This window comes from Bacteroides faecium (assembly GCF_012113595.1).
GTDB classification, from domain to species: domain Bacteria; phylum Bacteroidota; class Bacteroidia; order Bacteroidales; family Bacteroidaceae; genus Bacteroides; species Bacteroides faecium.
In genome coordinates, this window is sequence record NZ_CP050831.1 from 2923022 (window position 1) to 2942346 (window position 19325).

Sequence of the window (19325 nt, forward strand, 5' to 3'; positions counted from 1 at the left end):
AAACGATAGTTATTTAAACCAAAATCCCCTTTATATTCTTATTAGGAATATAAAGAGGATAATTTTATTGACGCGAGTTGCATGGGGTATGGTGAGATGAAATCATAATTGGGGAATAAATTGCACAAGACTTTCACAAGTATCCTCACGTCAATGCCTAAAATCAAGGCAAAGCTAACTAAATAGTTTTTTGAAATGCAATATTTATTAAATTATCTTATGCTCTTTATGATTATTTTAATATATTGAAGATATTTTGGGGCATCTTTTTTTACCTCGTTGATTTTTCTTATGTTTGTAGATTAAATAATGAATGAACAGAATGAATATGCCAACTCCTTTTTTATATAATGATTTCCCTACTTTCTTACGTAAGTATTTTCCTTACAAAGTACAAAAGATTTCATTGAATGCTGGTTTTACCTGTCCCAACCGGGACGGAACGAAAGGGTGGGGTGGTTGTACCTATTGCAACAACCAGACTTTCAACCCGGATTATTGCCGGACAGAGAAATCTATCGCTACCCAACTGGAAGAAGGCAAATGCTTTTTTGCCCATAAATATCCGGATATGAAATATCTGGCTTATTTTCAGGCTTATACCAATACTTATGCGGAATTGGAAGGACTGAAACGTAAGTATGAAGAGGCGCTAGAGGTGAAAGATGTCGTGGGTTTGGTGATAGGAACGCGTCCGGATTGTATGCCGGAAGGCTTATTGCACTATTTGGAAGAGTTGAACAGACATACTTTTCTAATGGTGGAATATGGAATAGAAAGTACTTGCGACAAAACTCTGCAACGTATAAATAGGGGGCATACTTATGCGGATACAGCAGAAGCGGTCGGGCGGACTGCTGCTTGTGGTATCTTGACGGGCGGACATGTCATCCTCGGACTTCCGGGAGAGACACATGACACGATGGTGGAACAGGCGGAAATCCTGTCGGAACTGCCGTTGAGCACTCTGAAAATTCATCAGTTGCAACTGATTCGCGGCACGCGCATGGCTCATGAATATGCTGAGAATCCCGTTGATTTTCATTTGTTTGCGGAAGTGGACGAATATATTGATTTAGTGATTGACTATGTAGAACATCTTCGTCCCCATATAGTAGTGGAACGCTTTGTCTCCCAATCTCCTAAAGATTTATTAATAGCTCCTGACTGGGGACTGAAAAATTATGAATTTGTAGCGCGTTTACAAAAAAGAATGAAAGAAAGAGGTGCTTATCAAGGCAAGAAGTACAAGGATTCGGAAAAAAGGATTAATTTTGCAGACGATAAATTTACTACCTGATAAATATCTATTTGGGGAATATCGGGTGGTGAGAGAGACTTTTTAATGTAACTTAAAGAATGGAACATAAAACAAGAATTAAAGGAAATGTCCACTATGTGGGAGTAAATGACCGTAACAAGCATAGATTTGAGGCGATGTGGCCATTACCCTATGGAGTTTCATATAACTCTTATCTGATTGATGATGAAATGGTGGCATTGGTGGATACGGTGGATATCTGTTATTTTGAAGTCTACTTGCGTAAGATTAAGCAAGTGATTGGAGAACGTCCCATTAATTATTTGATTATAAATCATATGGAACCTGACCACTCCGGTTCCATCCGATTGATTAAACAGCATTATCCGGAAATTATCATCGTAGGCAACAAGCAGACATTCGGCATGATTGAAGGCTTTTATGGCGTGACCGGAGAACAATATCTGGTGAAAGACGGAGACTTCCTGGCTTTGGGACGTCATAAACTGCGTTTTTATATGACTCCGATGGTACACTGGCCGGAAACGATGATGACATTTGACGAAACGGATGGAATTCTTTTCTCCGGTGACGGATTCGGATGTTTCGGTACGCTGGACGGCGGTTTCCTGGATACCCGTATGAATGTGGATAAGTATTGGGGAGAAATGGTTCGCTACTATTCGAACATTGTTGGTAAATATGGAAGCCCTGTGCAAAAAGCGTTGCAGAAACTCGGCGGTCTTCCTATTTCTGCTATTTGCTCTACCCACGGGCCGGTATGGACTGAGAATATTGCCAAAGTGGTGGGTATCTATGACCGTTTGAGCCGTTATGATGCGGATGAAGGCGTAGTTATCGCATACGGAAGCATGTATGGAAATACGGAACAAATGGCTGAGGCTATTGCAGCGGAACTTTCGGCTCAAGGAGTCAAGAACATCGTTATGCACAATGTGGCTAAGAGTCATCCTTCTTATATTATAGCGGATATTTTCCGTTATAAAGGATTGATAATCGGTTCTCCTACGTATAGCAATCAGATATTCCCGGAAGTGGAATCGCTGCTTTCCAAGATTCTGGTACGCGAAGTGAAAGGTCGCTATTTAGGCTATTTCGGTTCTTTCACATGGGCAGGTGCTGCTGTGAAGCGTTTGGCTGAATTTGCAGAAAAGAGCAAATTTGAGTTGATAGGCGATCCGGTAGAGATGAAGCAGGCGATGAAAGACATTACCTATACCCAATGCGAAAACCTGGCGCGTGCAATGGCGGAGCGCTTGAAGAAAGACCGTTAAAACAGTGAATGAGATAATATATTTATTACTAACCTATAAAACAATCGACTTATGAGATTAATTATTCAACCGGACTACCAGTCCGTATCTCAGTGGGCTGCACATTATGTTGCTGCAAAAATAAAGGCTGCTAATCCGACTCCTGAAAAACCATTTGTATTGGGTTGCCCTACAGGTTCTTCTCCTCTGGGTATGTACAAAGCGTTGATTGACTTGAATAAGAAAGGTATCGTTTCCTTCCAAAATGTAGTGACATTCAACATGGACGAATATGTAGGATTGCCGAAAGAACATCCGGAAAGCTACTATTCTTTTATGTGGAATAACTTCTTCGGCCATATCGACATCAAACCGGAGAATACAAATATCCTGAATGGCAATGCTCCTGACCTGGATGCAGAATGTGCACGTTACGAAGAAAAGATTAAGTCTTACGGTGGTATCGACTTGTTTATGGGTGGTATCGGCCCCGACGGACATATCGCATTCAACGAACCGGGTTCTTCCCTGACTTCACGCACTCGTCAGAAGACATTGACAATGGATACTATCATTGCCAACTCACGTTTCTTTGATAATGACATCAACAAAGTTCCCAAGACTTCATTGACAGTGGGTGTGGGTACTGTACTTTCTGCAAAAGAAGTGATGATTATCGTGAACGGTCATAACAAGGCACGTGCTTTGTATCATGCTGTAGAAGGTGCCATCACTCAGATGTGGACTATCAGTGCTTTGCAGATGCATGAAAAGGGTATTATCGTTTGTGACGATGCTGCTACTGTTGAATTGAAAGTGGGTACTTACCGCTACTTTAAGGATATCGAGTCTACTCACTTGGACCCGGAATCTTTGATTAAGTAAGAAGAGGATAAACTCTATAAAAAATGGGCTGCATCAGTGTTTAATTGATTGCAGCCCATTTTAGTATAATAGAATTTCCGGCAGGAGAAGAGATTAGTTCTCTTCCAGCCAGCCTTTCCCTTGACGTATGATTTCGGGTTCGTCCTCTGTGCATTTTACTACGGTCGAGGGTTCTATTCCCCCGATTCCCCCGTCAATGACCAAGTCTACTATATCACCGAACTTTTCGTCTATAAGTTCGGGATCAGTCATGTATTCCAGATCCTCATGTTCTTCATATGGTAGGGTGGTAGTCATAATGGGAGCGTCGAGCAACCGAGCAATCTCACGGATAATGTTATTGTCTGGCATACGGATACCGACTTCTTTCCGATTGCGGAAAATCTTAGGTAACCGGTTCGTACCGTTCAGGATAAAGGTGAATGGCCCCGGAAGGTTATGCTTCATAAGCTTGAATACACTATTGTCTACTTTGGCATATTCACTGATACTGCTCAAATCATAACAGATGATGGACAGGTTGTTTTTTCGCGGATCTATTTCTTTAATTCGGCATATCCGCTCTATTGCACGCTCTTTCAGACCGTGGCAGCCGATGGCGTACATCGTATCGGTAGGATAGATGATAAGTCCGCCGTCATTCAGGATATCAATTACTCGTTGTAAATCCTGCGGGTTGTTATTTTTATCATATAGCTTCAGAAGCATAACTTCTTCTCCTTCCCATCTTCTTTATTTAAGTTTCTTCTTTAGGAAATCCAGCGCCTTTTCAGCAGCTTTTTCCGTTACTTTCTGCTTGATTGAGTCTTTGTTGGCAGTAGCGGCAGAATCCAGACCCAGTTTCTGACCGAGTTTGCTGATAGCCTCATCGGCTACAGCTTCAACAGCCTGGCTTGCCATACTCTTGGTATCGACACTGACTTTGGGAGAAGTAAACGAACCGCCGATTTTCAAGTCGAGAGTCATTAGTTTGGAGATATTTCCCGCGGATGCAGGCAACTTGATTTTTCCTGTATAATCAATGGTTTGGTCAAGTCCCGTGCTGCCGGAAAGATTCAGATTGTAATCTCCCATCTTAATATCGAACGGTTTCGTTTCTACACGTCCGTCTTTGATGATGAAATCAAGTGTCATATCTTTCACCTTCATATCTTTCAGGCTTGGTTGCTTCACAGCATCGGCAATCTGGTCGATTGCTTTTACTCCGCTTAAACTGAGGTCGCGGGTAGAAAGGCTGCCATCGCCTTGCATCGTATCCAATACAGGGCTCATGGCTGCATCCAAATCTGTCAATACATTGATGCTTCCAGAGAAGTTACCTTTCAGGTTTTCGAAGATTGGAGCCATCTTCTGTACCATATCCAGTTCTTTATAAGCCTGAGCGAAGACGATATTCGACAGTTTGAATCCGGCTTTCAGTTCCGGTTTCTTCACGTTCGCGGTAGAGTAATATCCGTTCATAACCACGTTTCCGCCCATGGTACTCATGGATAAATTCTTCATGTCTACCTTACCGTCTTTCACAATAAGTTTGCCATTCATATTGTTGAAGGACATCTTGTCGAATAATACCTGTTTCAGGTTGGCATCCATTTGGAAGTCAATGTTACGCGGCACTTCAACAATTCCGGTGGAAGTAGCTACTGAATCAGTAGCCGCTGCATCCGGTGTGGCGGTTTCATCTGCGGAAGCAGTCATGAAATCATTCAGGTTGAAATAGTTGGAACGGATATTCAGCGTACCTTTTAAGGTAGTTCCTTTCAGTATGTAACCGATATAGTTTTCAAACCGGCTGTCGGCAGTGATGTCGTTCTTGCCTATATTAACAGTCGTTTCGCTCAACTGGAGATATTTCGGAGTGAAAGTGAAAAGTGACTTTTTAATCTCTACATCCGGTATATCTTTCATTTTCAGTTTCATGCCTGTCAGTCCGATGGTGCCGGAAGCCTGCATACGTTCATACTGTTCCTGTTCGATGTAGGAGAGACGTCCCGACATTTGCATATCGGCGTCGATTGTTCCGTTCAATTCCATGTCTCCAAGCGGATATACCTGCTTAATCATGCCCAAGTTGAGAATACCTTTCGCTTCAGCTTTAAAGTCCGGGTCGCTGATTGGAGTTTTCACGTTGGCAGTCAGACTGAACGGATTGTTAGCCAGACGGAAGCTGAACGGATTAATGTCAATGGTAGTCAGGTCAATATTTCCACCCGGATTCTGAACGTTAGCGCTAATATTGATTTGGTCCACGCCTGCCGGTAAAGCCGGATAGCGGAACATGGCATTTTTGACTTGCATATCAATATTGAATGAAGGAACGGTGTCTCCTTGCAGGATACCTTTGGCTGTTGCGGTAAGGGTGGCGGTTCCGTCTGTTTTCAGGCTGGAGAACTCAGTCGCATAGATAGCAGGAATCAACGAAAGAATTTCCTTGAAACCGATATCATTCGTATTGAGTTTCAAATCCATGTCGATAGCCGGGTCTTTCAAGGCTACCCAGCCGTCGATGCCGGCTTGGATGGCGTTAAGACGAATCGTATTATCCTTTAATGTGTATTTGTTGTTGGCGAGGTCGGCATCTACATCCATCTTTGCGGAGATATTGGCATTTGCCAGGAAAGGAATCCCGTTCATCTTGTAAGTCAGGGATTTAGTTTCCGCTTCCAGTTTCAGGGTAGTACGTTCACTTCCTAAGTCTCCTGCGCAGATAGCGTTGAAGTCGCGGATATCAGCATACATTTTCCCTTGTTGGTCATCATAGACCAGATTCATGTTTTTGATGACGAAACGTTGTAGCTTCACTTTGAAAGGAGAAGATTCTTCTTCCTCAACGGCTGGTGTTTCGTCGGTTGCGGTCGTGTCCGGTTTCATGATGTCCCAGTTGACCTGACCGTCTGGCAATACAATGGCGTGCAGCTTGGTGTCTTCAATGAAGATTTTAGAAATATCATAGCCGCTATCTCCGAAAAGTGAGAATAGATTAATGGCGGCAGTAACTTCTCCGGCTTGTACAAGGGTATCGTTTGCGAATTCTCCTGTACCTTTCAGCCAGAAATCTTCGAGAGTGACAGAAGCCTGCGGGAAGTTACGGAACAGGCTAATGTTGAGTTTCTTAAAGTCAAATTGAGCGTTGAGCATCTTGTTGCCTTCTGTCTTTACGATATCGGCTATCTTACCCTGGAAGGCGAAAGGAAGAAGGAGCATCAGAATGATAATTACTCCTACGGTGATAGCTGCGATTTTCAAACCTTTTTTCATTTGCTTCTATTTTAAGAGTCTGATTATATGCAAGGAACAAAACTAATAAAACTTTTTGATAATAAGGGATAAAAGAGTTTTTTTTAGGGTTTCTTATTTTTAAATTAGCAGAATCAAAAGTACGGGATTGTATTTGGGACGGTTGAGGATAGAGAGTAGGGGATGATAACTTAATCTGTAAATATATTTGCGTGTAGCTCTCCAAAGTAGACAATGGCTTTCCAAGGCGTTGTAAGTGGGGGATTCGTTCCTCGGTGAGCAACGACCTTTTCCTCGGTGGGGAACGGGGCTTTCCTCGGTGAGGAACGATGTGTTGGTCGGTGAGGAAGAAAACGGTCGGTTTCCGTCTTTTTCATTTATATAGATTTATTACTTTCTCTTTTTCTTCAGTTCCTCTGCGATTCTCCATTGTAACGCAGCTTCCACTTCCTTTCCTGCTTTCAGCAAAGCATCACCGAATAGTTCATGTGCACCGGCATGCTCCGGCTTCAGGCTTGTCGCTTTATCCAGGTCGGCAATGGCCCCTTCCGTATCTTCCGTTTTTAGTCGAAGTTTTCCTCGGTTATAAATAGCTTTGAAGTTTGCTGGATGAAGATTTACAGCCGTATTGAAACAGTTCTCCGCATCAAAATATTCTTTGTTGTTAAAGAGCGTGATTCCTTTTCGTATCCAGGCATCCACGTAGTTCGGGTCGAGACTGAGCGCCTTGTCATAGTTGGCAAGGGCGGCACGTGCGTCGTGTGCCTGAGTGATACACTCATTTCCCATTAACAGATACTCATGTGCGTATTGGCGCAGACGTTCCTGCTGTTCCTTCATCTGTTCCTTGAGCTTTTTATTCTGTTCTTTCAAGGTGTTGATGACACCGAGTTTCCGGCGGATGAAGCGGCGGGGGACAGGTTTTTCTATATCATAGCGGGAATGAATGGCACGGAAAAATTGTTCCAGACACTCTTCCATGTCTCCTTTGTCGAAAGCACGTGCGGCTGTGGCATATTGTACATCTGCCTGTGCCTGTTTCAATGCCTTGTCAATGGCTTGCCGGTTATTGAAACGCCCCGCAAAGTTTACAATCTCGGGACGGACGAAAACATCTGCCCTGTTAATCGGCTTTTTGAGCTGGATACCATCCAGTGAGGTGCAGCGGCTAAGTGCGACATACGCTTGTCCACCGGCGAATACTCCGCCTGTGAAGTCGATGACTACCCGGCTGAAAGTCAATCCCTGGCTTTTATGAACGGTAATCGCCCATGCCAGACGAATGGGATATTGGGTGAAGCTGCCTAATACTTCTTCTTCTATCTCTTTCGTCTTTTCGTTGTAGCGATAGCGGATATTGCGCCATGAATCCCGTTTCACGTCACATTCTTTTCCGTCGTCAGTGATAACGTATATCGTTTCTTCTTCCTCATCAATGCCGGCAATGACACCAATCGTACCATTCACCCAACGACGGTCAAAGTCATTCTTGATAAAGATAATCTGTGCGCCGGGCTTTAGTACAAGCTCTTGTGAGGTAGGCAAACTACTTTCGGGAAAGTCTCCTTCGATTACTCCTTCAAAAGTAATCGGTTCTCCCGGAAGTTCGGCCAGTTTCTTCTCATTGATTGAATCTACCGTATCCCTTCGGGTAGCAAGCGTGATATACATATCCGCTTCCGATTCTTCAATCTGACTTCCATATCGGGTATTCAACAGTTGCAAATCCGCAGCTCCGGCAGTATTAGTACGAATGTGGTCAAGGACACCGACAAAAACAGGGTCAGTCTGCCGATAAACCTTTTGTAGTTCGATAGACACCAAATCTATCTGACCGAATACCCGTGCAGAGAAAAAGTAGGGAGTAGGGTAGAATCGATTCAATATTTCCCGCTCATCGTTCTTCACGACAGGTTCCAACTGGAAGACATCGCCTACCAATAACAACTGTTTTCCACCGAAAGGCTCACGTAAGTTATGGGAATATACGCGCAGGATACGGTCGATGGCATCAATAATATCCGCCCGCACCATTGAAATCTCGTCAATAATCACCAGTTCTATCTGTTCCAGTAACTTCCGGTGCGGTTTGGTATATTTGAAAAACTCATGGATGCGTCCCCGTTGCAGGCTGAGGTTCGGGTCGTCCGGCAATAACGGATAGAAAGGAAGTTTGAAGAAACTATGCATCGTGCTTCCCCCGGCATTGATTGCGGCAATACCCGTCGGAGCAAGTACGACATGTTTCTTTTTCGTATTCTCGCAGACGTAACGCAGGAATGTAGATTTCCCTGTCCCTGCCTTTCCGGTTAGAAAGACCGACTGGCGTGTATATTGAATCAAGTTCAGGGCATCCTGAAACTCAGCGTTGTTAGTGTCTACGCTCATTCTTGTAAGTATAGTAAATCCTTTTTATTCAATGATTCCGAAATGTTTCATCGCTTTGCTGATTCCATCCTCGTCGATGGGAGCCGTCACGTAATCGGCGGCGGCCTTTACGTCATCCTTTGCCTGTCCCATAGCTACTCCGATAGCGGCATGGCGAAGCATACTGATGTCGTTTCCACCATCTCCGAATGACATCGTATCTTCCAACTTAATATCAAAGTAACGGATGATTTCATCAATCCCCTTTTGCTTTGTATCTCCTTTGGCTGTCACGTCGGCAAAAGACGGATACCAGCGACCTATCTCACAAGTCGGGATAGACGGGCGGATTTCCTTTTCTTCTTCCTCTGTGATAAAAGGTGTCATTTGTATAATCTCTTTGCTGGTCGCTTCTTCAAAAGAAACGGTAGGGATAACATTCACATGCAGGAAATCATAGAATATCTTTTTCACCATTTCGTCAGGCTGGCAAACGGATATGTTATGTTCCTCTACAAAGATACAAGGCACTCCTTTCTTTTCGCAGAAAGCTGCCATTGCTTTCACCTCTTCTTGGGGGATGGCACTTTTATAAATAACTTGCTCTCCGACAAAACAATACGCTCCGTTCATGGTTATGTATCCATCTATGAGATTCCGGTCTTGTAGTTCGGAAAGGTTGTTGATAATAGCTTTCGGGCGTCCGGTAGCGATAAATATTTTGTGCCCTTTTGCATGGGCGGCTTCCAATGCCTCAATGGTAGAAGACGGGATGCGGTGAGTCTCAAAACTGACCAGCGTTCCGTCTATATCAAAAAATAATGCTTTCGTCATAGGTTCCCTTTTGAATTGAATACAAAAGTACTACTTTTCTGTGTAAATCACAATTAGGGGATTTCTCTTATACTTTTTTAGTCTTACACATACAGAAGAGGTAATTCTTCTTTTCTCCTACGGTCGCCTGAATGATAGAACTAATATTATTCTTCAAACGAATTTTCCTTGTATTTCTCCCCATAAAGTTGCTGATATTCTTTTTGGAAGCGCTCATAAACGCTTTGTGCATATACTTTCTGTCCAAGTTTTTTAAGTGCCTTAATTTTGAACACCAGTGCGGTTTCGCTCATTCCGTCGAATGAGAAAAGTATATCAGCCAGTACAATCACCTTTCTGGGTTCATTATTCGTTTCTACGATAGGAAGCAGCTTCTCTATGATACGGATAAAAAGCTCATCATGATTTATCTTGATATAACCAAACCACTCGTAGTGTACAAAAGTTGGCAATAAAGTACCTCGTTGTAGCAAGCCGGTAAGCTGTTTCACTTCTTTTTCTTGAGGTGAAGCAACCTGCTGCAGCGTTTTTGCTATACTCAAGGCTTTGAGATAATCACAATAAAAATTATCTCCATACACTATCTTCCATTTGTCGTTTGAGAAAACAAGTTCCACCCCTTCCAAGTCAGTTAGGATATTTCGTAGATGATTAATTGTGACATTACGTATGTTTTTGGCGGAGGTTGTCGTTTTTTCCGGCCAGAGTTGAGCGGACAGCTTGTTAGTACTAATACCCTCCTGACCGTCGTACGAATGAAGCAGTGCCAGAACAAACATTTGCTTAATTTTAGGTCCAAAGCGGTAAGCAATCTCATTACCCTTGGCATCGAACACTTGGAAATCTCCAAACAAATAGATGGCATTGATTTTTATTGGAGTACTGACCGGTGCATCTATTGGTAATTGGGAAGCACTGCTAGCATTTACCTTATCGGCAGATGCCTCATCTTCAGGAATGCTCTGTACTACTACCTCTTTTTTATTTCCTCTTTTTATATAATAGTAGCCCACACTAAGAATCAGAAAGAAGGCAATTCCTCCGATAATGCAATAAAGGTAAGCCCGGCTGGTATCATTATCATCGTCTGCATTCCATTTTTTAAGCTCCTGATAAGTAATAGGAGGAGCGTTCAACTTATAGACACTAATCTTCGCTTTTGGATTATTATCTTCGCTATACCGGATGATGGCATATAATTCATTGTCTTTCGGATTATTAAACAGGTATGCCGTTGACAGAATACAGTTCGTTTGAAAAACGATTTCGTTGGAGACAATGGCATGTTCCCCTGTCTTCACGTCAAATCGGTGCAAAGAGGCATTCGTTGTTTTCCGGTCTATACACAAAAGATAGATACACCCCTTTTTACTGTCGAACACAAGCCCGCGGGTCGGAATAAAGTAATTGTCGGGAAACGCTCTGCTCCACAACTTTTTGACGATATGCTTGGAAGTATCAAACAGATACAAGTCACAGAAGAAATCTTTGCCAAGCTCCTGTTTGCCCGTCTCGTTGCCCACTCCTCCGAATACAAAAAAGCTTCCCTCCACAGGACCTTTACCTGCTACGGTGTGCATACGAGGATAAATGACATCGCCCGTAAATTGTATCTCTTTCCATGCTCCATGGTCGAAGTCATACTGATAAGTCAGGTTTGAATACTGATAGTTGCCATACCCACCGAAAATATAGAGCGATTGGCTTGCCTGATCGAAAAAGTAAGCATGATGGTGCAACGGATTGGAGAATTGAGGAGAAACGATACGGGTGGGCAGAGCCTTATCCGAAATAGTGGAGAAGAAAGGACTGGTTTGTCCGCCAATATCCGCTAAGTTATAGAAATAAGTCTCCTGCTTATCCGGGTTATAAATAGCCTCGCCCGAATATCCCGTTTGCGTGCCCACCGTTTCTTTGGGGTATTCGGTCAGTTTCAGCGTGTTGATGTCGAACTTACTTATATTATTATCACCTATAACTAATATCTGCCGGTCCGGTTCGTCAAACGCTATTCCGGCAGCCGCCGAACTGGTGAACGTACCTATTTCCTGCCAGAAGAACTGTTTGTTAATCTGCCACGTGGGATTGACCACTGTTCCGTGCAACTTGTTACCTGCCTCATGCACCAGCTTTCCATCCGACTCCGTGAGTGGGAACAGGAAAGAATGAGAAGCCTCATCCCGCACCATGATATTTTTAATCACCATGACAGGCACTTCTGGAATCGCCTTGATATTGGCACCGAAGATAATATTCGCCTTAGACGGATTCGGAATAGTAATACCATCGAGCGAATATTTCTGCCCGTCGATAGTCACTTCCGCTTTCTGGTGCTGAAAGTCCAGCCGCGTTTCTACATGCAGCCATTTGCGTGCACCGATAGCTTGGGGCGAGACGGGGATTTCGAGAAATTGCTTTTTATCCGAAAGGCTGTTGATGACGAATGATGAACTGCTTTTATCGCGACCGATATAAGCAAAACTATATGGTGCGGCCTTATCCTCATACACCCATATCTGTCCGAAACTCTCATGGCTAAGGATAGATAAATCGAAAGAGATCGTTACAGAATTGGTGAATGAAATATCGTTTCCACTGAATAAGTCTAAATAAGTCTGGGGAGTCTCTCTTGAAAAGAGCAGTCCTGCCCCTTTTAGCGGTTGAAAAGAAAGAGCAAATATGGCAATGAATATAAAAAACTGGTATGTTCTCTGCATAATCAAACGACGTTTTAGAAATGCGTTTCAATGCAAAGTTAGAAATTTCCCTCATGTATTCCTAATAATTCAGTTTAATTCTCTTGGGTGATTGCCTGACATCTACCTTTTTATGGAGTGATTAATGAAATAAAAAGCGCATTAATCCGAAAATTAACCCCCTTTTTTTGCTTTGAACCTATTTTTGTGTCATCGAATTGATGAATCTATAAAATACTAATTAGAACATGATGCATATTTCTTCTGACATTGCTTTCCGCCGTTCCCTTTGCCGTCCGTTCATGCTGCTTTTGGCGTGTGTTCTGTCGTTGGCTGTATGGCCTCCGCTCCGGGCACAAGAAAAACCGGTAGGGAAACACATTGGCTACAACCGCTATGGCAATCGCCTCTATCAGGTAGGAGACCAGATAGATCTCTATCCCCGGAAACAATTGGCCAAACTGTATGCCGGTCAATTTCCCACAGATGCCTTTGTGCCTTGGAGCAAGACAATTTACGACCATAAGTTCGAGATTGCCGAGCAAAAGGTACGGACGAAACATCTCGTCTACCGTTCACACGAGGGATACGATCTGGAAATGTATATTGATCTCCCTGCTTCAGGTTCCGACTTTCCGGTCCTTTTTCATATCTTCGGTGGCGGATGGACTTCTGGCACGCCTGAACGGGTGGAAGTCATTTCTAAATATTTGGCTTCCCTCGGGATAGCAGGAGTGCGGGTGGGACATTCGTTGTCCACTCATCCGGGTGCCACCATCGCACGCGCTTTTGATGATATCAACTACGCCCGGCAATACGTCTTTCAGCATGCCGCTGAATACCGGATAGATACTATCCGCTACGGATATGCGGGAGGCAGTTCGGGCGCACATCTGTCGGCCGTATCCGCATTGCGCGATCCTGGGACTAAAGTGTTGGTCGGTTTTGCCGGTGTATACGATTACAATATGTTTGGTGGTGACGATAAACCCTATTTCGCACCCAACACTACCGAGTTCAAACGTGAAATATCACCCGCGTCCATGATTCCGGTTTCAAGTCCGGCTGTTTTTCTCGGACATGGGTTGGGCGATTTTCTTGTGGGATACGTGCAAAGCACTAATTTTGCTTCCTGGCTTGCTAAACAGGGCCTTGAAGTCGAACTTCACCTTTATCCCTATTATTCCCATGCATTCAATCATCCCGGAATTACAGATATGTTTCCTAAACTGATGGATGAAGTGGAACATTTCCTGCAAATTCATCTATGAACGGAACTTCGATACCGTTCGTTAGTATATGAACACATTTGCACAAAAAAAGCCCTTTTCGGGTAGGATTAATAAAATAAAAGTGGGAGGTAACCTATAAATTAACCCATATATTATAGGCTCCTGGATATCTTTGTCTATATAAACTAATGCCACGATGAAAAAGAAAAATCTAATTAAAACACTCTTCTTAATAGGAATGCTACTGGGAGGAACCATCTCACCGGTAGTAGCTTCCTCTTCACCGGATAACTGGTGGCCTGTTCAGAAAAGGCCCGGTTACATCTTGAAATGTACACTGTCCCAGCCTGGTGATATTCGTGAGATGAATGTTGCCCAATCCTTATGCGGACTTGCTGCGCAAGCTGTAAACGAGGGTATCGGCAACGAGGGACTTTGGGTTGAGAATCGTACACCGGATTATCAACTGTATTATAAAGCCTGGTTGAAACGCCTCAAAGTAAAGGAACAGGGCGCCCTGAATACTTGGGAAGTCGTGAAACGCTTTCAAAAGCAAGGCTATATAAAAGGTTACATCTTATATGATTATAACCGGAAAGACAACTCCATCAATCTGGCAACCGCACAAGCTGGCATCCTGAAAGGAATTCTGGTAGATATAACGTTGGAAGAACAGGCTAAAGCATCCGGTTTGAAGAAATTGTATGACGCTAGCAAGGAGAATCTGACCCAGTCTTGGTTTGACGAACACAAATCTCGAATGAATAATAACTTCATCGTCCTGACTAATCCGTCGATAGCCAACAATCGTGATTATGCCATTGCCCATAAGGGAATGGTTTATTACGGCGTGGACGAATTGCTGGATACTATACTGGAGTGGGTACGCCCCTTGTCACCGGTGATAGGCTGGAATAGCGGACCGGAATTTCAGCATATCGCCCCCTGTTCCTACTGGGGATTAATTAATACAGCTTCCGACTGGTGCATGAATCTGCCCATGCTCTCCATCACCGGCAATGAAAAAATAAAAAAGATTAAAACTGTTAATCCGGCCCGGATAAATTGGGAATCTGATGCAATTTATCATTCCTTTGTGATGAGCGACGGAGATAATATGCAGTGGACATTGGGGAGTTTTATCAATAATCCTGACTTTTGGAGCAACGAACATAATGGCAAGATTCCCATGTCATTCACCACGTGTATGGTCAACCTGTCAATGGCTGCTCCCGATGTGCTTAATGTACTGATGAACAGTCAGCCACGTAACGTATCGCTTGCCGAATATGGTGGTGGATACTATTACCCCGACCTTTTTGCTTCAAAGCGTGCCGACAGAGAGGGACTGTTGCGGAGTTTTGCCCGTATCGTGAATGTGCACATGCAAAAGATGGGTATCAAAGCATTTGGTTTCATTTGTCATAAGATAGATTCGAAAGAAGCCCTGGATGCATATCGTGTCTTTGCCGAAGAATTGGAAGGAATAGCCGGAATGCTTGCCGTGCAGTATTCTCCCTATAATGGCGGATACGGTAAAGTGTTTTGGGTGAAAGACCGGAAAGGGAACGATATTCCGGTGATTTCCGCACGCGGACAGATATGGGCTAACCAGGAAAAAGAAAAGTCCGGTACTCCCTCCCAGATTGCAGCAGTAATTAATGAAGATGCGACGAGTAAAATTCCTGAGGGCGAGATAGCGTGGACCATTGTTCATGCCTGGTCGCGCTTTGAGAAAGAGTCGAAAGACAGTATTGTCAGTGCGCCGCAGAACAGCCGTTCGCCGAGAGGAGTGACTCCTGTGTACTGGTGTAAGCAGTTGCTGGACAAAAAGGTACAGGTAGTGCCGGTAGATGAGTTGCTTTGGCGGTTAAGAATCAAACACGTCAATAGAGATTCTGCCATAAATTCTAATTGAAAAACATTAAAGTATACACATATATGGAAATTAACAGACGAGATTTCATTACTAAAGTGTCTGCTATTGCAGCATTGAGTGTCCTGCCTTCGTCATTTGTAGCCGCTATGGGCAATGAGAAGGTAGAGAAGGCCAAGCCCAAGTATCCAACATTGAAATGTGATGTGGTGGTAGTCGGAGCCGGTCCCGGTGGAGTACCTGCTGCCATTGCGGCAGCCCGTCAGGGAGCTAAAGTAATATTGCTGGAAGAGGATAATATGCCTGGTGGAGCCCCGGTCGATATGTATGTTCCCTTTATATGCGGTGGTCCCAGGGTGGGAGTGTTTCAGGAGATGATTCAGGTATTGAATGCAAAACACACTATTGGCGGGCGTACTTGTGAGACGTTCGGAAAAACAGGTAGTGACGGAAAGAATCACTGGTGGATGCCCGGCTCTTATGCGGAAGTGATTTATCAGCTTCTCGAAAAAGAAGAAAACATCACGCTGATGTGCGCAGCACCCGTTGTAGGAGTAAAGCTCAAGACCTCCGGCAACAGAAACCAGGTGACTGGAGTGCGCATCATGCGTAATGGCGATTATCAGGATATTGATGCGGCAGTTACCATAGATGCCACCGGCAACGGACTGATTGCCGATATGGCAGGATGCGAATATATGTTTGGCAGCGAAGCCAAGAGCGATTACAACGAGCCCGTAGGCATCGAAGTGGCCGATGGTAAGGTGCAGCCCTGTACCTGGATGCTGATTAGTGAAAGAATCAAGCGCAATGCCATACTACCTATTGATAAACTGAAAGGCAGCAGTGCTGTGGAAGATAACCTGAATCGTTGGGTGAAAGCTGACGATAAGGAGGATATGATCCGGAGAGACGCCGGCATCTATCTGCACTGGGGACGGACTGTATATTGCAAGGATACCCGTGATCCTCTGTTGCTGGCACAAGCCCAGCAAGAAGCATTGGAACGTCTGCAGGAAAACCTCGAAATCTGGCACGAAGCCGGATACGCAGTGCATCTGGCTCCGAAGCTGGGCGTGCGCGAAGTGCGTCGTATCAAAGGCGAGTACGTGCTTACAGCCAACGATCTCATTGCTGGAACGATGCATGATGACGTGATAGCCCACGCACACTATTCATTCGATGTATGGGGAATGAAAATTCCCGAAGAGATGAAACATATCGGTCCTTATGGCATTCCCTATCGCAGTATTCTGCCAACCAAGACCGAGGGTTTGCTCACTGCCGGACGTATCATCAGTGCGACACGCATTGCGCACAGTTCTCTTAGAGTGCAGCCTATCTGTTCCAACATCGGAATGGCAGCAGGTACGGCAGCAGCTATGTCCGCCTTGAATCAAACCGGACTTCGTTCCATAGATATCAAACAACTACAAGACCGACTTGCCTCAATGGGGCTTTTCGATGGTTTAAAAAAGAAATAAGCGTACGACTATGACAATGAATAGAAGACAGTTTTTGAAGAACATGGGAATAGGCGCTGCTGGTGCAGCTTTGCCCGGAGTCTCCATGTTTGCCGCGAATGAAGCGATGAATCCCCAAGATAAATCTCTGTTTAAATTGCCCGAATTGCATTGCGATGTAATCGTAGTGGGTGCCGGACCGGCAGGTATACCTGCAGCCGTTGCCGCTGCCAGAGAGGGAGCCAAGGTAATTTTACTGGAAGAAGATATGATGCCCGGAGGAGCTCCGGTGGATATGTATGTCACATATATGTGCGGTGCACCCCGTGTCGGTGTATTTATCGATATGGTGCGCGAACTGAACCAGAAACATTCACTAAGCATTACCCCTAGCAGCACGTTCGGACAATGGGCATGGGATAATAAGCAGCATTGGTGGTTGCCGTCGTCATTCGCGCAAGTCGTTTACGGCATTATGAAAGCGGAAAAGAACATCACGTTGATGTGTGGTTCGCCGGTTGTGGATGCAGTGGTCGAGACAAAAGGCAACAGAAACAGAGTGACCGGCGTCTGCGTGATGCGTCAAGGGATGTTGCAGAAAGTCTCCGCACCGGTTACCATCGACGCCACCGGTACCGGACTTCTGGCAGCCAAAGCCGGTTGTGAATACTTCTACGGCAGTGACGCCCGCAAGGACTTCAACGAAAGTATCGGACTTGAAAAGAGCGACGGCAGAGTGCAGCCATGTACCATGATGTACATCAGCCAACGCACCCGCAGCGACGCGGAATTTCCCCGCCACATATTCAAGACCGGTGTACTCGATCACGACCAGGAAAAGTGGGTAACCCAGCAGACGGAAGAGGAATTCCGGAAGATAGATTCCGGCATATACCTCCACTGGGGAGCAACGGTAGAGTGTACTGACACTACCGACCCGGTATTAGTAGCCGACGCGCATCGCCGTGCCATGAAAAAGCTGGAACCACAATTCGAAGCCCTCAACCGGGCTGGATACGTCACCCATGTAGCCCCCAAAATAGGAATCAGAGAGTGCCGCCGTATCAAAGGAGAATATGTGTTGACGGTGGATGATGTACTGAAAGGAGTGATGCACGATGATAAGATTGCTGATGCCTGGTACTCGTTAGACCCGTGGGGAATGAATGTAGACCCCAAAATAAAGAACAGCGTAGGACCTTACGGCATCCCATACCGCAGCTTGATTCCCGTCAACACCGAAGGATTGCTGACAGCCGGACGCATTATCAGCGGAACCCGTCTGGCAATGAGTTCTTACCGGGTGCAACCGATATGTGCAACCATTGGCGAAGCAGCCGGTACGGCAGCAGCGATGGCGGCTTTACAGAAGACGAGTGTGCGCAATCTCGATGTACGCCGCTTGCAGAACCGCTTGGACGAGAAAGGTCTGTTCGAATGGTATCGTCATGTGAATATGAATGTGAATAATAAACCATGGAAAAAATAAGAATAAGTATGAACCGTATATTTCTTGTGATATTAGTATCAATTTTCATAGTCTCCACAGCTAGTGCTCAAACCACTTTCCTGAAGAAACTCAAGAAAGGTGAAAAACAGACTGTTGTGTTCTACGGTGCCAGTGCAGCCATCAATACCTCCAACCGGGTTTGGGTGGACCAGCTTCGCACCAGACTCGAACGCAGATTCCCCGAAAAGATAACGTTCTACAACTGCTCGAAGTCAGGAATCGGCTCTTTCTGGGCAACGGAAAACTTCAAGGACTCCGTATTGAGCCGCAAACCCGATTTGCTGATATTCGGCTTTTCGGAGAATGATGCTGTGACTCGTTTCAACAATGCTCCTTGGTATTCGGGAAAGTGTGCGGAATACATGGTTGACAATCTGCGGGCGCAGAATCCCGATGCCACCATTGTATTGTATATTCTTTCCGAACGTCCGTTGGGACAATCGGCGGAGACTCGTCCCGAACTGGCAGCATTCAATGCTTCATGCCGCGAAGCTGCCAAAAAGAAAGGTATCATTCTGGTCGATTATTCGGTAGAGTTTAACAAAATCTACGATGCCGGAGGAGAAGAAGCATTAAAACCATATCAGCGTGACGGTATTTTGCCTACTCGCAAAGCAGCTCAAGAAATTCTTGTACCGATGATGTGGGAGGCGATATTGGGACGTGACAGTACAAAGAAGTGATTCATCA

Annotated in this window: 13 protein-coding genes; 8 read left to right on the forward strand and 5 right to left on the reverse strand. The window is 44.8% G+C overall.

Features of this window, described 5'->3' with window-relative positions; translation table 11 throughout:
- The first annotated feature begins 322 nt into the window (after positions 1–322).
- The 3 genes from mnmL to nagB are packed head-to-tail and all read left to right on the forward strand — an operon-like array spanning position 323 to position 3420.
- Positions 323–1300 carry a tRNA modification radical SAM protein MnmL/YtqA gene (gene mnmL, locus BacF7301_RS10390; RefSeq protein ID WP_209319531.1) on the forward strand — a complete coding sequence of 326 codons (978 nt, stop codon included), beginning with the start codon at positions 323–325 and terminating at the stop codon, positions 1298–1300.
- A 59-nt stretch (positions 1301–1359) separates the two neighbouring features.
- The gene (locus BacF7301_RS10395; protein ID WP_167962533.1) at positions 1360–2556 is read left to right on the forward strand and encodes an FprA family A-type flavoprotein; all 1197 of its coding nucleotides are present in this window, start codon (positions 1360–1362) and stop codon (positions 2554–2556) included.
- A gap of 51 nt (positions 2557–2607) precedes the next feature.
- On the forward strand, positions 2608–3420 hold the full coding sequence (gene nagB, locus BacF7301_RS10400) for a glucosamine-6-phosphate deaminase (RefSeq protein WP_167962535.1): 813 nt from the start codon (positions 2608–2610) through the stop codon (positions 3418–3420).
- A 93-nt stretch (positions 3421–3513) separates the two neighbouring features.
- Here nagB and BacF7301_RS10405 read toward each other — a convergent pair whose 3' ends face one another.
- The 5 genes from BacF7301_RS10405 to BacF7301_RS10425 all read right to left on the reverse strand — a co-directional run bounded on the left by BacF7301_RS10405 (position 3514) and on the right by BacF7301_RS10425 (position 12575).
- Complete coding sequence (locus BacF7301_RS10405; RefSeq protein WP_167962537.1) at positions 3514–4128, reverse strand: L-threonylcarbamoyladenylate synthase; 615 nt, start codon at positions 4126–4128, stop codon at positions 3514–3516.
- A gap of 24 nt (positions 4129–4152) precedes the next feature.
- Positions 4153–6678: an AsmA family protein gene (locus BacF7301_RS10410; RefSeq protein WP_167962539.1), complete on the reverse strand. Its 2526-nt coding sequence runs from the start codon at positions 6676–6678 to the stop codon at positions 4153–4155.
- Positions 6679–7047: 369 nt separating this feature from the next.
- The gene (locus BacF7301_RS10415) at positions 7048–9045 is read right to left on the reverse strand and encodes a tetratricopeptide repeat protein (RefSeq protein WP_167962541.1); all 1998 of its coding nucleotides are present in this window, start codon (positions 9043–9045) and stop codon (positions 7048–7050) included.
- A gap of 24 nt (positions 9046–9069) precedes the next feature.
- Positions 9070–9858 (reverse strand): Cof-type HAD-IIB family hydrolase, encoded by a 789-nt coding sequence (locus BacF7301_RS10420; protein ID WP_167962543.1) that lies wholly within the window; start codon positions 9856–9858, stop codon positions 9070–9072.
- Positions 9859–10004: 146 nt separating this feature from the next.
- Complete coding sequence (locus BacF7301_RS10425; protein ID WP_167962545.1) at positions 10005–12575, reverse strand: Kelch repeat-containing protein; 2571 nt, start codon at positions 12573–12575, stop codon at positions 10005–10007.
- 227 nt (positions 12576–12802) lie between these two features.
- Between BacF7301_RS10425 and BacF7301_RS10430 the strand changes: the two genes are divergently transcribed.
- The 5 genes from BacF7301_RS10430 (at position 12803) to BacF7301_RS10450 (ending at position 19318) form a co-directional block, all read left to right on the forward strand.
- A complete protein-coding gene (locus BacF7301_RS10430) occupies positions 12803–13825 on the forward strand; it encodes an alpha/beta hydrolase (protein ID WP_167962547.1) in 1023 nt (340 codons plus the stop codon).
- A 157-nt stretch (positions 13826–13982) separates the two neighbouring features.
- Entirely contained in the window at positions 13983–15704 is a 1722-nt protein-coding gene (locus tag BacF7301_RS10435; RefSeq protein ID WP_167962549.1) for a GxGYxYP domain-containing protein, read from the forward strand.
- Positions 15705–15727: 23 nt separating this feature from the next.
- Positions 15728–17146: an FAD-dependent oxidoreductase gene (locus BacF7301_RS10440; protein ID WP_022139118.1), complete on the forward strand. Its 1419-nt coding sequence runs from the start codon at positions 15728–15730 to the stop codon at positions 17144–17146.
- A gap of 10 nt (positions 17147–17156) precedes the next feature.
- On the forward strand, positions 17157–18614 hold the full coding sequence (locus BacF7301_RS10445) for an FAD-dependent oxidoreductase (protein WP_044653449.1): 1458 nt from the start codon (positions 17157–17159) through the stop codon (positions 18612–18614).
- Between the two features lie 8 nt (positions 18615–18622).
- Positions 18623–19318, forward strand: a complete 696-nt coding sequence (locus BacF7301_RS10450; RefSeq protein WP_167962551.1) for an SGNH/GDSL hydrolase family protein — start codon at positions 18623–18625, stop codon at positions 19316–19318.
- Positions 19319–19325 lie beyond the last annotated feature (7 nt).

Excerpts from the sequence above, each read along its gene's own strand:
- BacF7301_RS10420 (WP_167962543.1), bottom strand. The coding sequence starts at position 9,858 with ATGACGAAAGCATTATTTTTTGATATAGACGGAACGCTGGTCAGTTTT.
- BacF7301_RS10430 (WP_167962547.1), top strand. The coding sequence starts at position 12,803 with ATGATGCATATTTCTTCTGACATTGCTTTCCGCCGTTCCCTTTGCCGT.
- BacF7301_RS10415 (WP_167962541.1), bottom strand. The coding sequence starts at position 9,045 with ATGAGCGTAGACACTAACAACGCTGAGTTTCAGGATGCCCTGAACTTG.
- BacF7301_RS10405 (WP_167962537.1), bottom strand. The coding sequence starts at position 4,128 with ATGCTTCTGAAGCTATATGATAAAAATAACAACCCGCAGGATTTACAA.
- BacF7301_RS10410 (WP_167962539.1), bottom strand. The coding sequence starts at position 6,678 with ATGAAAAAAGGTTTGAAAATCGCAGCTATCACCGTAGGAGTAATTATC.
- BacF7301_RS10445 (WP_044653449.1), top strand. The coding sequence starts at position 17,157 with ATGACAATGAATAGAAGACAGTTTTTGAAGAACATGGGAATAGGCGCT.
- nagB (WP_167962535.1), top strand. The coding sequence starts at position 2,608 with ATGAGATTAATTATTCAACCGGACTACCAGTCCGTATCTCAGTGGGCT.
- BacF7301_RS10440 (WP_022139118.1), top strand. The coding sequence starts at position 15,728 with ATGGAAATTAACAGACGAGATTTCATTACTAAAGTGTCTGCTATTGCA.
- BacF7301_RS10425 (WP_167962545.1), bottom strand. The coding sequence starts at position 12,575 with ATGCAGAGAACATACCAGTTTTTTATATTCATTGCCATATTTGCTCTT.
- BacF7301_RS10435 (WP_167962549.1), top strand. The coding sequence starts at position 13,983 with ATGAAAAAGAAAAATCTAATTAAAACACTCTTCTTAATAGGAATGCTA.
- BacF7301_RS10450 (WP_167962551.1), top strand. The coding sequence starts at position 18,623 with ATGAACCGTATATTTCTTGTGATATTAGTATCAATTTTCATAGTCTCC.
- BacF7301_RS10395 (WP_167962533.1), top strand. The coding sequence starts at position 1,360 with ATGGAACATAAAACAAGAATTAAAGGAAATGTCCACTATGTGGGAGTA.
- mnmL (WP_209319531.1), top strand. The coding sequence starts at position 323 with ATGAATATGCCAACTCCTTTTTTATATAATGATTTCCCTACTTTCTTA.